Annotated in this window: 10 protein-coding genes; 6 read left to right on the top strand and 4 right to left on the bottom strand. The window is 56.0% G+C overall.

The features are described from left to right. Position 1: 1 nt before the first annotated feature. Genes dhaL through ileS form a run of 4 tightly spaced genes read right to left on the bottom strand, consistent with a single transcriptional unit; the run spans position 2 to position 5,723 of the window. Entirely contained in the window at positions 2-598 is a 597-nt protein-coding gene (dhaL, locus tag ARCH_RS02840) for a dihydroxyacetone kinase subunit DhaL (RefSeq protein WP_041640715.1), read from the bottom strand. An 11-nt stretch (positions 599-609) separates the two neighbouring features. Further along, on the bottom strand, positions 610-1,026 hold the full coding sequence (ndk, locus tag ARCH_RS02835) for a nucleoside-diphosphate kinase (protein ID WP_013169794.1): 417 nt from the start codon (positions 1,024-1,026) through the stop codon (positions 610-612). Continuing rightward, positions 1,026-2,543, bottom strand: a complete 1,518-nt coding sequence (locus ARCH_RS02830) for a bifunctional folylpolyglutamate synthase/dihydrofolate synthase (RefSeq protein ID WP_013169793.1) — start codon at positions 2,541-2,543, stop codon at positions 1,026-1,028. The genes ndk and ARCH_RS02830 overlap by 1 nt, the downstream gene beginning before the upstream one ends. Continuing rightward, the gene (gene ileS / locus ARCH_RS02825; RefSeq protein ID WP_013169792.1) at positions 2,544-5,723 is read right to left on the bottom strand and encodes an isoleucine--tRNA ligase; all 3,180 of its coding nucleotides are present in this window, start codon (positions 5,721-5,723) and stop codon (positions 2,544-2,546) included. It abuts the gene before it with no gap. A gap of 578 nt (positions 5,724-6,301) precedes the next feature. Between ileS and ARCH_RS02820 the strand changes: the two genes are divergently transcribed. The 6 genes from ARCH_RS02820 (at position 6,302) to ARCH_RS02800 (ending at position 13,731) form a co-directional block, all read left to right on the top strand. After that, positions 6,302-8,005, top strand: coding sequence for an ABC transporter ATP-binding protein/permease (locus ARCH_RS02820; RefSeq protein WP_013169791.1), 1,704 nt, complete (start codon positions 6,302-6,304; stop codon positions 8,003-8,005). Next, complete coding sequence (locus ARCH_RS02815; protein WP_013169790.1) at positions 8,002-9,675, top strand: amino acid ABC transporter ATP-binding/permease protein; 1,674 nt, start codon at positions 8,002-8,004, stop codon at positions 9,673-9,675. The genes ARCH_RS02820 and ARCH_RS02815 overlap by 4 nt, the downstream gene beginning before the upstream one ends. Before the next feature lie 198 nt (positions 9,676-9,873). Further along, the gene (locus ARCH_RS10305; RefSeq protein ID WP_049765808.1) at positions 9,874-10,257 is read left to right on the top strand and encodes a pyrroline-5-carboxylate reductase family protein; all 384 of its coding nucleotides are present in this window, start codon (positions 9,874-9,876) and stop codon (positions 10,255-10,257) included. Beyond that, entirely contained in the window at positions 10,182-10,475 is a 294-nt protein-coding gene (locus ARCH_RS10300; protein WP_081440743.1) for a pyrroline-5-carboxylate reductase dimerization domain-containing protein, read from the top strand. Before ARCH_RS10305 ends, ARCH_RS10300 begins: the two co-directional genes overlap by 76 nt. 98 nt (positions 10,476-10,573) lie before the next feature. Continuing rightward, complete coding sequence (valS, locus tag ARCH_RS02805; protein ID WP_013169789.1) at positions 10,574-13,246, top strand: valine--tRNA ligase; 2,673 nt, start codon at positions 10,574-10,576, stop codon at positions 13,244-13,246. 83 nt (positions 13,247-13,329) lie between these two features. After that, on the top strand, positions 13,330-13,731 hold the full coding sequence (locus tag ARCH_RS02800; protein WP_013169788.1) for a hypothetical protein: 402 nt from the start codon (positions 13,330-13,332) through the stop codon (positions 13,729-13,731). Position 13,732: the final 1 nt, after the last annotated feature.

Raw genomic sequence — 13,732 nt, 5'->3', positions numbered from 1 at the left:
TTTACTCTACACAGTCAAGCAACGCCTGAAGGATAAGGCTAGATGAGGCGGCGCCTGGATCTACATGGCCGATCGTGCGCTCCCCAAGATAGGACGCACGGCCCTTAGTGGCGATCATTGGCGCGGTTGCCTGTGCAGCGGCCGTGGCCGTTTCTGCTAGAACATCGCAGATCACGGCCATATCGGCCCCCTGATCAACAGCGTCATTCACGGCGTCTGCCACCGGAAGCCACACATCAACCATGGTCTTCTCCCCTGCCTGGGCGTGGCCGCGAGCCTGAATCGCGGCCACGCCACGATCAAGCATTGATGCCACAACGGCAGGAGTCAGATCGTCCGCTGCCACATCTGCCATTCTGATGAACGCCGAACCGTACAACGGCCCGGAAGCTCCACCAACATTAGAGATGAGCGTAAACCCGACTCCACGAAGAATCGCATCTGCATGCGATTCTTCGTTCCCATCCAGGTAGTCCACAACCGCACGGAATCCGCGATCCAGGTTTTCGCCATGATCGGCATCTCCGATTGCGCGATCCAAACCAATAAGGAATTCGCGATTCTCAGTGATCTGGTGTGCTGCGCGGTATGCCCACATCCGTGCCCACATTAGAACCACACATGAATTTCGTGTTCGGCCGATTCGGGAGAATCAGATGAGTGGATGAGATTTTCGATGGCGTCAGATCCGGTATCGCATCCGAAATCACCACGAATCGTTCCTGGTGCAGCCACAGTTGGATCGGTTGCTCCGCTGAGCGAACGCACGCCTTCGATCACGCGGTATCCGCTGATCACAGCGGCAACGATCGGACCGGAGGTCATGTATCTAACGATTCCTGGATAGAACGGCTTATCCACGTGTTCGTGGTAGTGGGCAGCCAACTGTTCTTCAGATGCGGTAAGCATACGCATAGATTCGATTGTGTACCCCTTGGCCTCGATACGAGCCAAGATCTGCCCAGTGAGGTGGCGGCGCACACCATCGGGCTTCACCAAAATGAGAGTCTGTTGTTTCATAGTCATCAGTTTAACCCCGAATCCACTGCGGCTGCACCGAGAAGTTCACGCGCTCGCCCGCCCAACATGATCGAACCCAAAATAGTCACGGATGCTGGAGCAATCGCATCCGGATCCACAGTTTCAGCCATGTCCACCGCAACCGCGATCGCATCCAACAATTCAGTTTCTACCCGCACGCGATCTTCACCGAAAATATCGGTGGCGATCTCTTGCAGATCCTCAATATCCATGGCACGATCGCCAGGCATTTCCGTCACAACGATTCCGGCAAAGGCAGGTTCAAGTTCTGTGAGGATACCTTCCACGTCCTTATCAGCCATCGCGCTGAACACGGCAACACGCGGGCCAGGGAAGTATTCTTCCAAACCTTCGCGAGTAACCTTCGCGCCGGCAGGGTTGTGGGCCGCGTCCACAATAATCAGCGGAGAGGACTTGACAACTTCCAAACGGCCTGGAGAGGATGTGGACATGAGGGCGTGTTCAACCACGTCACCATTCAGTGCTGCCCCACCGAAGAACGCCTCAACTGCAGTCAGGGCAGCAGCCGCATTGTGAGCTTGGTAGGAACCGAGCATGGCCAGCGGGACGTCATCATACACCGCAGCCGGAGTACGTACCGAAATGAGCTGGCCGCCAACAGCGGCTTCGTGGCTCAGCACGTCAAAGTTTTCTACCACAGTAGCGTGGACTCGATGTGCGTGTTCGTATGCCATCGCACGCACATCCGGATCTTGAGGCGCCAACACCAGCGTGGAGCCTGGCTTCACAATACCGAGCTTTTCAAACGCGATATCGGCCAGTTCATGCCCCAGCCACTTTTCATGATCGTGCGAAATTGGCATGATCACGGCAACATCTGCGTCAATCACGTTCGTGGCATCCCAACGGCCGCCCATTCCTACTTCTATAACGGCAACATCCACAGGAGCCATCGCAAAAGCCGAATACGCCATCACGGTAAACACTTCAAAGAAAGACATCCGTGGGCCGCCAGCGGCAGTTGATTCGTTATCAACCATCTCGATAAACGGCGCCACATCTTCCCACGTCTGCACAAAATCAGTAGCAGTAATCGCAGCGCCATCAATCGACATACGTTCGCGCACGTTACTCAAGTGAGGTGAGGTAAAACGGCCAGTACGCAGGCCGCGTTCACGTAACAGGGCTTCAACCATGCGCGCCGTGGACGTTTTACCATTCGTGCCCGTGATGTGAATGACCCGGAAGGATTCTTGCGGATTGCCCATCAAATCAAGTGCGCGGCGCACCCGATCCAACGATGGCTGAATCTTATGTTCTGGAGCACGCGCCACAATCGCCGCATAAATCGCGGCCACCTGCGCATGAACCTCAGATTCTTCCACCCATTGAGCCGTTTCGATTTCTTCCGAACTCTTCACATCCGAAACGATGCTCGGATCCGGCCCCGCGAACAAGGGCGAGGCAAACAGCGCAGCCAACGCTTCGCTTGTTTCGTCAACTTCTTCCGGCGTAGGAGCCGAATCCAGAGCATCATTCATTTAGTTCACCTTTTCTACCATGACTGTGAAGTCACCTGTGAGAACTTCAGATTCTACCGCAAGTGTTTCCGCCATGATCATCTCGCGATGAGTCTGAACAGCCTCAACGTGTTCTTCCGGAACGGTCAGAGTCAAACGAATCCGATCAGCCACGTGCAGACCGTCAGCCTTACGCTGATCCTGAACCGCACGAATCACGTCACGCGCGTAGCCTTCCGCTTCCAGTTCCGCATCCAGCACGGTATCGAGCACCACGAACGCACCGGAAGCCAACACCATCGCAACCGAGCCTTCGTCCGCGGACACCGACGTCGTTAATTCATACTGATGCGGAGCCAACTCCACTGGAGGCTCAATAAGCATCCGCACGCCACCATCGATCTCTTCCCACGCACCAGACTTCGCAGCCTTAAACAACGCAGACGTAAACTTACGAACTGACGGATCCAGCTCGCGTGGCAACACGGCCAAATCGGTAGACACTTCCAAACCGGATTCGGACGCAGACTGAATCTGAACGCCCTTCACGTTCACTTCACTCTTAATCAACTCGGTGTATGGAGCCAAATCAAGATCCGTCACAACGGTGAGCGTACGCAACGGCTGGCGAACACGAAGCTTGTGAGCCTTACGCAACGAATGCGCAGCAGACACAACGTTACGGACTTCGTCCATCACCGCAACCAAATCAGTATCGATCGGGCCTGCTTCAGGGTAATCGGTCAAATGAACCGAACGCCCACCCGTAAGCCCGCGCCAAATCTCCTCCGAAACCAACGGAAGCATCGGAGCCGCAACACGCATCAACGTTTCCAACACGGTGTACAACGTATCGAACGCCTGCGTATCCTCATTCCAGAAACGATCACGCGATGTACGAACATACCAGTTCGTGAGCAAATCAAGGTATCCACGAATCGCCTGGGTAGCGGCCGGAATATCCAAGCCATCCAAGCACTCGCGAACCTGGTTGACCAACATGGCAGTACGCGACAGAAGGTAACGATCCATCACGTCAGTAGGTTCGGAGGTAAGGCCCTTCGAAACGTAACCTTCGCCGTTGTTCACCGTGCCGGCGTACAGCGCGTAGAAATACCAGGTGTTCCACATCGGCAAAATAACGTGACGCACCGCTTCACGGATACTCGCCTCATCAACAACCAAGTTGCCGCCACGCAACACCGGCGAACTCATGAGCATCCAGCGCACAGCATCCGAACCGTACGAATTGAACATCTCCATCGGATCCGGGTAGTTACGCAGAGACTTCGATGCCTTACGGCCATCGTTACCCAGCACAATACCGTGAGAAATACATGACGTGAACGCCGGCTTATCAAACAACGCCGTAGCAAGCGCATGCATCACGTAGAACCAACCGCGAGTCTGCCCAATGTATTCCACAATGAAATCGCCCGGGTAGTGGCTTTCAAACCAATCACGGTTCTCCATCGGGTAGTGAACCTGCGCGTATGGCATCGAACCGGAATCGAACCAGACGTCAAGAATGTCCGTAACGCGTCGCATCGTGGACTGCCCCGTAGGATCATCTGGGTTTGGCCTAGTCAGATCGTCAATGAATGGGCGGTGCAGGTTCGGTTCGCCATCGCGGCCACGTGGAAGGCGGCCAAAATCGCGCTCCAATTCTTCAAACGAACCGTACACGTCAATGCGTGGGTAGGCTGGGTTGTCCGACTTCCACACTGGGATCGGGGTACCCCAGTAGCGGTTGCGGGAAATCGACCAATCGCGAGCGCCCTCCAGCCAGTGGCCGAAGATGCCGTCCTTGATGTGTTCTGGCTGCCAGGTGATCTGCTGGTTGAGTTCCACCATACGATCGCGGAATTGGGTGACGGCCACGAACCACGACGTCACGGGCTTGTAGATCAGCGGCTTGCGGCAGCGCCAGCAATGTGGGTAGGAGTGGACGTAGGACTTTTCTTGGATCAAGCGGGCGCGTACGGCTTCTGGGCGGCGGGCCAGCGGGCCGGTGCCGTCGCGCAGATCGTTGATGATCGGGCGGTTGGCATCGAACACCTGGGTGCCTGCGTAATCAGAGACGATATCGAAGAACTTACCGCCAGCGTCCACAGGTTCGATCACGTTGATCCCGGCTGCGGAGAGTACGAACATATCGTCTTCACCGTATGGGGCGATGTGGACCAGGCCGGTGCCGTCTTCGGTGGTCACGTAGTCTGCACAGCGAACCTGCCACGCGTTGGCGCCTGGGGCGTCATCTTCGCGTGAGTAGTAATCGAAGATTGGTTCGTAGCGCAGGCCTTCCAGTTCGGAGCCCTTGAGTTCGCGTAGGATCATTGGTTCTTCGCCCAGTTCCTTCGCATAGGCGGCCAGGCGATCACGGCCAATGATCACGTGTTCGCCGGCAAAGTCACCTTCAGTTGGTTCCACCACGAGGTAATCGATCGTTGGACCGACTGCGATGGCCAAGTTCGATGGCAAAGTCCATGGCGTGGTTGTCCAGATGAGGGCCAGTTCGCCGGTTTCGGTACGCAAGCCCACAGTAACCGTTTGATCTTGGCGGTCCTGGTAGACGTCGTCGTCCATCTTCAGTTCGTGGTTCGATAGTGGGGTCTGATCGTTCCAGCAGTACGGGAGAACGCGGTAGCCTTCGTACACGAGACCCTTATCGTAGAGCGCCTTGAAAGACCAGATCACGGATTCCATAAAGGTTGGATCGAGGGTCTTGTAACCGCCGTCAAAATTCACCCAACGCGCCTGACGGGTAACGTATTCCTTCCATTCGGAGGCGTACTTCATCACGGAGGAACGGCACGCATCGTTGAAGGTTTCGATGCCGAGCTTTTCAATCTCGGATTTATCTTCGATGCCCAGGATCTTTTCGGCTTCAAGTTCTGCTGGCAGGCCATGCGTATCCCATCCGAACACGCGCTCCACGCGGTTGCCGCGCTGGGTTTGGTAGCGTGCCACCAGATCCTTCACGTAGCCGGTGAGGAGGTGACCGTAATGTGGGAGGCCATTAGCGAATGGCGGGCCATCGTAGAAAACAAATTCGCGGCCGTCGCGCTGATCGATGGAGGCCTGGAATGTTTCATCCTTTTCCCAGTAAGCCAAAATGTCTTCTTCGAGGCTTGGGAAATTCGGTGATGCCACCACATCGTTTGCGCGGTGGAGCGGATAGCGGCTAGACGTAGCGCCCATAAGAGAACTCCTCATGATGTTTGGTCAGGCGAGGACGCATATTCCACCTTGGAGTGTTTACGCGCGGTACCACCTCGCTTGCCAAACCAAGGACTTGCCCCGCGGGGTGAAGTTCTGTGGCGTGGCCGCTCATAGTTAGGCGATCACGAGCCTATCCGTTCGGTTCTAATGAGCCCTGCCCCGCTATTGGGGTGTGGTGCCGTTCTTCCGAATGCTCCCCGGTGATTGCCGGATCGTTGCAGTTTCAGATTTTAGTAAACGCTAGAGCGGTTTTCTAGGTGTGGCGGGGTGATGTGTAACGCCTTACGTTTCTGGCTTCCTTACCCGGATTTTCAGTTCTGCTACCCCCACCTCACGAAGTACTTGAGAGGCATATCACAACACTGTTCCCACAAATACACAAACCCACCCTGTCGCTTTCAATCCCCAGCACACCACCTTAATAAACACCCCAGCCACGAAGTGTCTCTAAACTCGAGCATTTCCCACCCCGCCATACACAGTCTCACCCCTAGCCCCACAGTTTTAGTCAGGGTACCCTTAGTTTCAGTTTTATTATCTATCCTCGGAGTTTCACCGTGCCTAGACAACGTTCTTCGGCCCCGCGAGTCATTTCCCCGGAAGGCTCGCGCGGCACACGCATGACCGCGCTTTTGCGCATTTTGGTTGAGCTTTCGATCGCCGCCGCGCTGATCGTGCTGGGACACCAGCTTGCTTACTATATTGGCGGAGATGCGGTTCCAGTTTCCGGCTGGGTACTGGCCGCGGTTTTCGCCGTGCTTGCGGGCGTGTGCGGCTTCTTCGAAATTACGGTGGGAGCGGCAGCCGCGCGCGCGGAAGAAAAACGTATTCGTACAGTGCTTCTAACCCGCGTTTTTGCCTCCAAATCGTTGCCTAAGAACGATTCGGAAGCGTTTTCTGCGCCGCGTTTGATTCAGTTGATGAGCGATAACGCGGAACGCTTAACCGATTTCCGCCAACAGTACTTGGGCTCCACGATCGCTGCATTAATCACGCCAGCTTTGTTGGTTACCTATATTACGGCCGCGATCGATTGGCGTTTGGGCTTAGGGATGGCGATTAGTGTTCCCGTGGTTCCGTTGCTGATCGGCGGTTTCATGCGGTTGTTCCGGGGTATTTCGGCGCGGTCGCGTGCGGAACGCGCCCAGTTGACTACCCAGTATTTGGATGCGATTCGCAACCTCACCACGATTCGTTTGTTCGGCGCCGGCCCGCGTTTGGAAGGCCAGTTGCGCGCACAGGGCGAAAAGAATCGCCGCGCGATCATGCGTATTTTGGCGGGCAACCAGATTGTGATTATTGTGTTGGATGGCGTTTTTTCGCTAATGTTCGTCTGCTGGTCAGTTCTCCTTATTTCTTGGGGTATCGACGCCGGACGCCTCACCTTACCCGGCGCCCTCTCCGCACTTTTCTTGCTGGTTTTGTTGCTTGAACCGCTGAACCAGGTTGCGGGATTCTTCTACATTGGTATGGGCGGAATGGCCGCGCAACGTGCGATTTCACGTTACGTTGCGTCACACCCGCTTCCCGAAACACGCGTTGCGGCCAGCGGTGCGCAAGCTTCCGATTCACGCGCAATTCGTATAGAAAACGTTTCTTATGATTACGGGCGTGGCACCGTGGTTGCGGGAGTGTCATTGGGCGCCGACGACGGGGAGACGATCGCCTTGGTTGGCCCGTCTGGCGTAGGAAAATCAACCATATTGGGATTGTTGAAAGGTGCGCTTCCAGTGCAAGATGGCACCGTCGTCGTCGCCAATAACGATCTCTCCACACTCTCTCCGGCTGATGCGCGAAAACTGGCCGCCTCCGTTTCCCAAACAACGTGGCTGTTCCAGGGCACAATCGCGGATAATCTGCGGCTCGTGCGGCCGGACGCAACCGATACGGAACTCTGGGCCGCGCTGGAACGTGCCCATGTTGCAGACGACGTGCGGGGAATGCCACTCGAACTCAATACGGACGTGGGCGAACGCGGATCGCGACTCTCCGGCGGCCAGGCGCAACGAATCTCGCTGGCCCGCGCGTTTCTTTCCGGCCGCACGATCCTGTTCCTCGACGAACCGACGTCTCATGTGGATGTCGATTCGGAAGCACGAATTATCGACGCAATCGCGGGGATCGGAAAAGACCTCACCGTGGTGCTCGTCACCCACCGCGAAGCGCTCCTTTCGCTCGCAGATCGGGTGTACACAGTGAACAACGGAACCGTGAACGGTGCCGGGAATGGCGTGACGGAACATGAAGGAGAACGCGCATGAGCAACGAACCAACAACCCGCGAACTTTTGAGGTGGCTTACCGGCATCACGCGCCCAGTTCACTCCCCTCTCCTCTTCTCTACATTCTTCCGATTCATTAACCTCTCACTTGACATGGTGTTGTTCGCGTGGGCGGCATGGACCGTTGTTCAAGCTCTGGCCGGCGAAGCAATCGGCTTCCACCTAGGCGGAATCGTGGTGGTAGCCGTTGTGAAGGCACTCGCCTACTACTGCGAACAATTCTTAGGCCACTTCGTGGCGTTCAAAGCGCTGGAGCTTCTGCGCGGATACGCCTTTTCTCAACTGTGGCCGCAAGCGCCAATGATCACTACGCGCACGCGTTCCGGCGATCTCCTAGCATCGCTAACCCGTGACGTGGACCGAATCGAAGTGGTGTACGCCCACACGTTCGCCCCTGTTGTCTCCGCTATTGTTGTGCCGCCAGTGTTCTTGATCGCCGTGGGAGCGAATATCGGCTGGGAAATCGTGGCGATTCCTGCCGTGTGTTACCTGATCGCCATGACCTTCGTGCCATGGCTGGGCGCCCGCGAATCGTTCACCAATACGAACACGCAACTTGCTCACCGTGCCGATCTGGTATCCCACGTCACCGACTCCGTATTCGGCGCCGAAGAAGTTGTGGGCTACGGCCTGGAGGCTGACCGTTTGACCACCATGGATGCGCTGGGCACAACCGTTGCTGGCGACGCGGCGCGGGCCGCGCGTTACCGCGGCGCCCGCCGCGGAATGAACATTGCCCTTTCTATTCTTTCAGTGATCGGCGTGGCCTTTGGCGGCTATATTGCTGGTGTTGAGCCAGTGCTGGTTGTGGCGTTGGCCGCTGGCTCGTTGCGCATGTTCGAAGCGCCAAAGGGCGTGGAAGATGCCGTGGGCGCGTTGGATGCTTCGTTTGCATCTGCCCGCCGAATCTGGGGAATCGCGCACAGCTCCTACGGCGTTGCCGACGGCGATCAGCCGTTCCCGGTTTCCGGGGGTGCTGGGGCTGGGGCTGATGCTGGGGCTGGCGTATCGATCACCTGGGAAAACGTCACCTACTCCTACCCTGGTATGGAACACGTTCGCCCAGTTCTGAGCGATTTTAATGCAGCTATTCCGGCTGGTTCTCACGCCGTGTTTGTGGGCCGTTCCGGTTCCGGAAAATCCACTGCAGCCCAGTTGTTGTTGCGCTTCGATGATCCGTCTGCCGGGCGCGTACTGGTGAATGGCGTGGACGCACGCACGATCCGCCTTGATGAACTGCGTTCACACATCGCATTAGTAACCCAGAAGAATCAGATCTTGGACGCCACGATTGCCGATAACGTTCGGTTGGGTAAGCCAGATGCTACCGATGAAGAAGTATGGGCAGCCCTTGAGATGGCCGAGTTTGCAGGCGAAGTGCGCGATATGCCAGACGGCCTGGCAACTCGCACCGGCCAGGACGGCACCCAACTATCGGGCGGTCAAGTGCAGCGTTTGGCCCTTGCCCGTGCGTTGATTACCAAACCATCCGTGCTGGTGTTGGACGAATTCTCTGCCAACTTGAACGTTGAACTGGATGCCCGCATCCGCGAGCGCCTTGCTGCAGAACTCCCCGGTGTCACGATCATCGAGATCAGCCATCGGTTGGCACATACCGAAGGCACCGATCAGGTTGTGAGTTTCGGATAAAGTTTGCCAACCTGCCCACCAACCTGCCGGAACACCGGATCTCCTCCCAACACTCCGGTTTTACCCGGCGCGCCGGCACTAAAAAGCGGCTGGGAGAACAGGAGTGCTCTATATGGCACTCCTGTTCTCCCAGCCGCTTTTATGTCCCCTGCTAGAGTGGTGCACATGGCTACGATTGGTTTTATTGGTGCAGGTTAGATGGCGGCGGCGATCATGCATGGGCTGGTTGCTCACGCGCCGGGGCATGATCTCCTATTTTCTCGCCGCAATCAGCAGGCAGGGAAAGCTCTGGTTACTGAACTTGGTGCAACTTATGTTCCCGATAATCGTGAGGTAGCAGCTCACTCCCATATCCTTATCGTTGCAGTGAAGCCCCACAATGTTGGCCAGGTGCTTGACGAAATTCGAGACGTGGTTGATCCAACCAGCGTGGTTGTCTCCATTGCGGCCGGGGTTTCACTCGACACGCTGGCGTCCCACTTACCTGCCTCGCAGGCGATCAGGCGATCGCGGGATGCTCCCCTGCGTGGACCTACACATATATTGATGCCCTTGCACGCGCGGCTTTGGCCGAAGGAATGACGAAGAAGGATGCAGTTCGATGCGCCGCACAAGCCGTCATGGGATCTGCTCAGATGGTGTTAGATCAGATCGATTCGGCTGTGCCTACAGAGCTTATTGATCGCGTAACCTCTCCCGGCGGAACTACGATCGCCGGCTTGCTTGCTATGGAAGAGGCCGGGTTCTCTCCGGCTGTTGTGGCAGGTGTACGGGCTGCCGTTGCACGCGTTAAAGCCTAGCCTGTGGAGAACTGCAGTTATCCACCAATGAGGTAACGTGACACCTGCCACCCGGAAGTATATCGAGAACACGCGCGTAAACATGGAACAATAGAACCATGACTGAAAATAATTCCGCATTGCTCGATAACACCGAGGTTCCGGACAAGGTATCACTCGAAGGCCTCGAAGGCCGCTGGGGTACGGCTTGGGCCGAGAACGGCACCTACCGATTCAATAAAGAGACCACGCGCGCGCAGGTCTACTCGATTGATACTCCTCCCCCAACCGTCTCCGGTTCGCTTCACGTGGGCCACGTGTTCAGCTACACGCACACTGATACGGTTGCGCGTTACAAGCGAATGCAAGGAATGAATGTCTTTTACCCCATGGGCTGGGATGATAACGGCCTTCCAACCGAACGCCGTGTACAGAACTACTACGGCGTGCGCGTGGATCCGTCCCTGCCATACGTTCCAGATTTTGTTCCACCACATGATGGCGGCGATGGAAAATCGATCAAGTTCGCAGATCAGATGCCTATTTCCCGGCCTAACTTCATCGAACTGTGCTGGAAGCTCACTCAGGAAGATGAACAGCAGTTCGAAGCTCTCTGGCGCCACCTTGGCCTTTCCGTGGATTGGGAGCAGAATTACCAAACCATCGGCGCGAAGGCGCAAAAGGTTGCTCAGGCGGCTTTCATTAAGAACTTAGAACGCGGCGAAGCCTACCAGGCTCAGGCCCCTGGCCTGTGGGATATTACGTTCCAAACCGCAGTTGCTCAGGCAGAACTTGAAGCTCGCGAATACCCAGGCGCATACCACGCCTTGGCCTTCCACCGTACTGATGGTGGAGATGATGTCATCATTGAAACCACCCGCCCAGAACTCTTGCCTGCGTGTGTGGCCCTGATTGCTCACCCAGATGACGATCGCTACAAGGACTTGTTCGGTACCACCGTTCGTTCGGCCGTGTTCGGTGTGGAAATCCCAGTGTTGCCACACCCACAGGCTGAAATGGACAAGGGCGCTGGCATCGCTATGTGCTGTACGTTCGGTGATGTTACTGATGTGGTGTGGTGGCGTGAACTCGATCTGCCAATGCGTTCCGTGCTTGGCAAGGATGGCCGCCTGCTCAACGAAACCCCAGAATGGATCACCGATCCAGCTGGCGTTGCGATGTATGAAGAAATGGCTGGCAAGACAACCTTCTCTGCCCGCAAAGCTCTGGTTGAAAAGCTGGTTGAAACTGGCGAAATGATTGGCGATCCAAAACCAACCACGCGTATGACCAACTTCTTCGAAAAGGGCGATAAGCCACTTGAAATCGTTACGTCCCGCCAGTGGTACATCCGCAACGGTGGCCGCGCCCACGAAGAAGCTAACGGCAAGGATCTACGCGATAACCTGCTGGCTCGTGGCGAAGAAGTTGCTTTCCACCCTGATTTCATGCGCGTGCGCTACAACAACTGGGTTGAAGGTTTGAACACTGACTGGCTGGTTTCCCGCCAGCGCTTCTTCGGCGTCCCACTGCCACTCTGGTACCGCGTTACCGAAGCCGGCGATGTCGATTATGACGATGTGATTGTTCCATCCATCGATCAACTTCCAATCGATCCAACCACCGATGTTCCTGCAGGTTTCACTGCTCAGCAGCGCGGTGTGGCTGGTGGCTTCGTTGGTGAAGTTGACATCATGGATACCTGGGCAACATCGTCCCTCACCCCACAGATTGCTGGTGGCTGGCTCACGGATGAAGATCTCTTCTCCAAGGTCTACCCAATGGATGTTCGCCCACAAGGCCAGGACATCATCCGCACCTGGCTCTTCTCTACCATGGTTCGTGCGCATCTTGAATTCAACGATGTGCCATGGAAACATGCGGCAATCTCCGGCTGGATTTTGGATCCAGATCGCAAGAAGATGAGTAAGTCAAAGGGCAACGTTGTTACCCCAATGGGCTTGCTTGAAAAGCACGGTTCTGATGCTGTTCGTTATTGGGCTGCATCGGCTCGCCTCGGTACGGATGCTGCGTTCGATGAACAGCAGATGAAGATCGGCCGCCGTTTGGCCATGAAGCTTCTGAACGCATCTAAGTTCGCATTGCAGATGGGCGGCGCTGGAGTCAAGGTTGATCTTGATTCTTCCGCGGTTACTGAACCAATCGATCGCGCCATGTTGGCTGAACTTGCTGGCGTTGTGGAACAGGCAACCCAGGCATACGAAAACTACGATCACACCCGTGCACTCGAAGTTTCCGAAACCTGCTTCTGGACCTTCTGCGATGATTACCTCGAATTGGTGAAGGATCGTGCATACGATCGCGATGGCAAGTATGCACAAGCAGGCCAGGAAGGCGCAGTCCGTTCCGCCCGCGTCGCGCTCAACTTGGCTGTTGATACGTTCGTTCGCCTCTTCGCTCCAGTTCTTCCATACGCTACGGAAGAAGTCTGGTCCTGGTACCGTTCCGGTTCCGTTCACCACGCACAGTGGCCATCGATCGTTCCACTCGCCCAGGCTAGTGGCGATGCCGATCCTGCAACCCTGTCTGCAGCAGGCGTGGCTTTGGCCGCACTGCGCAAGGTGAAGTCCGAAAACAAGGTTTCCCAGCGCACGCCATTCCTAGAAGTCACCCTCTCTGTTCCAGAGCAGGATGAAGCAAAGGTAAAGGCAGTTCTTGGCGATCTTACCGCAGCCGCTCACGTGGCTGGTGATTTCACGGTTGAAGTCAGCGATGTTGACGCCGCAACTGTTGGCGCTTACATCCTGGCAGAACCAGAACCCAAGAAGTAAGTAACTCGCTTGGTGGGCGTATCAGAAAAGGCTTTCTGATACGCCCACCATCACATTAAGCACGATCAAGCTGGAAAGAAAACATGGACGAACTCATTGAGTATTTGAGTCTGACTCCTGTGGAAGCCGCGGGCGTTGTTATCGGAACCATCGTGATGTATGCGCTGTTCGGCATCATCTTGCACATGTGGGGTTCACGCCTACGCGCATCAAACTCCCCCATCACTATGGCTGTAGCCGCCCTCATGGGCGCCATTGCCGCTCGCTCCACACTTGGCCCCAACCCCACAATGCTTGCAGGCATCATTGCCCTCGCTACCCTCTTGATCATGGAACGCCTCTTCGGACGAATCCGCCAGGCCACCAAACATATTCATTTCCATCAACCACACGAATCAAAAGCAACCCCGCAATCACGTACGCCTTCGGACGAAGCGAGCGCACGACGTCGTCGTCAAATATCCCTTTCCCGCCGATCCAAGTAGG

It is taken from the genome of Arcanobacterium haemolyticum DSM 20595, from assembly GCF_000092365.1.
GTDB classification, from domain to species: Bacteria; Actinomycetota; Actinomycetes; order Actinomycetales; family Actinomycetaceae; genus Arcanobacterium; species Arcanobacterium haemolyticum.
Note: the sequence above shows the minus strand (reverse complement) of the source record. Positions and strands in the feature narration are given on the sequence as shown.

What these genes read in the sequence shown, in the direction of transcription:
- ARCH_RS10305 (WP_049765808.1), top strand. Translation starts at nt 9,874, where the DNA reads ATGGCGGCGGCGATCATGCATGGGCTGGTTGCTCACGCGCCGGGGCAT.
- ARCH_RS02830 (WP_013169793.1), bottom strand. Translation starts at nt 2,543, where the DNA reads ATGAATGATGCTCTGGATTCGGCTCCTACGCCGGAAGAAGTTGACGAA.
- ileS (WP_013169792.1), bottom strand. Translation starts at nt 5,723, where the DNA reads ATGGGCGCTACGTCTAGCCGCTATCCGCTCCACCGCGCAAACGATGTG.
- dhaL (WP_041640715.1), bottom strand. Translation starts at nt 598, where the DNA reads ATGTGGGCATACCGCGCAGCACACCAGATCACTGAGAATCGCGAATTC.
- ARCH_RS02815 (WP_013169790.1), top strand. Translation starts at nt 8,002, where the DNA reads ATGAGCAACGAACCAACAACCCGCGAACTTTTGAGGTGGCTTACCGGC.
- ndk (WP_013169794.1), bottom strand. Translation starts at nt 1,026, where the DNA reads ATGACTATGAAACAACAGACTCTCATTTTGGTGAAGCCCGATGGTGTG.
- valS (WP_013169789.1), top strand. Translation starts at nt 10,574, where the DNA reads ATGACTGAAAATAATTCCGCATTGCTCGATAACACCGAGGTTCCGGAC.
- ARCH_RS02800 (WP_013169788.1), top strand. Translation starts at nt 13,330, where the DNA reads ATGGACGAACTCATTGAGTATTTGAGTCTGACTCCTGTGGAAGCCGCG.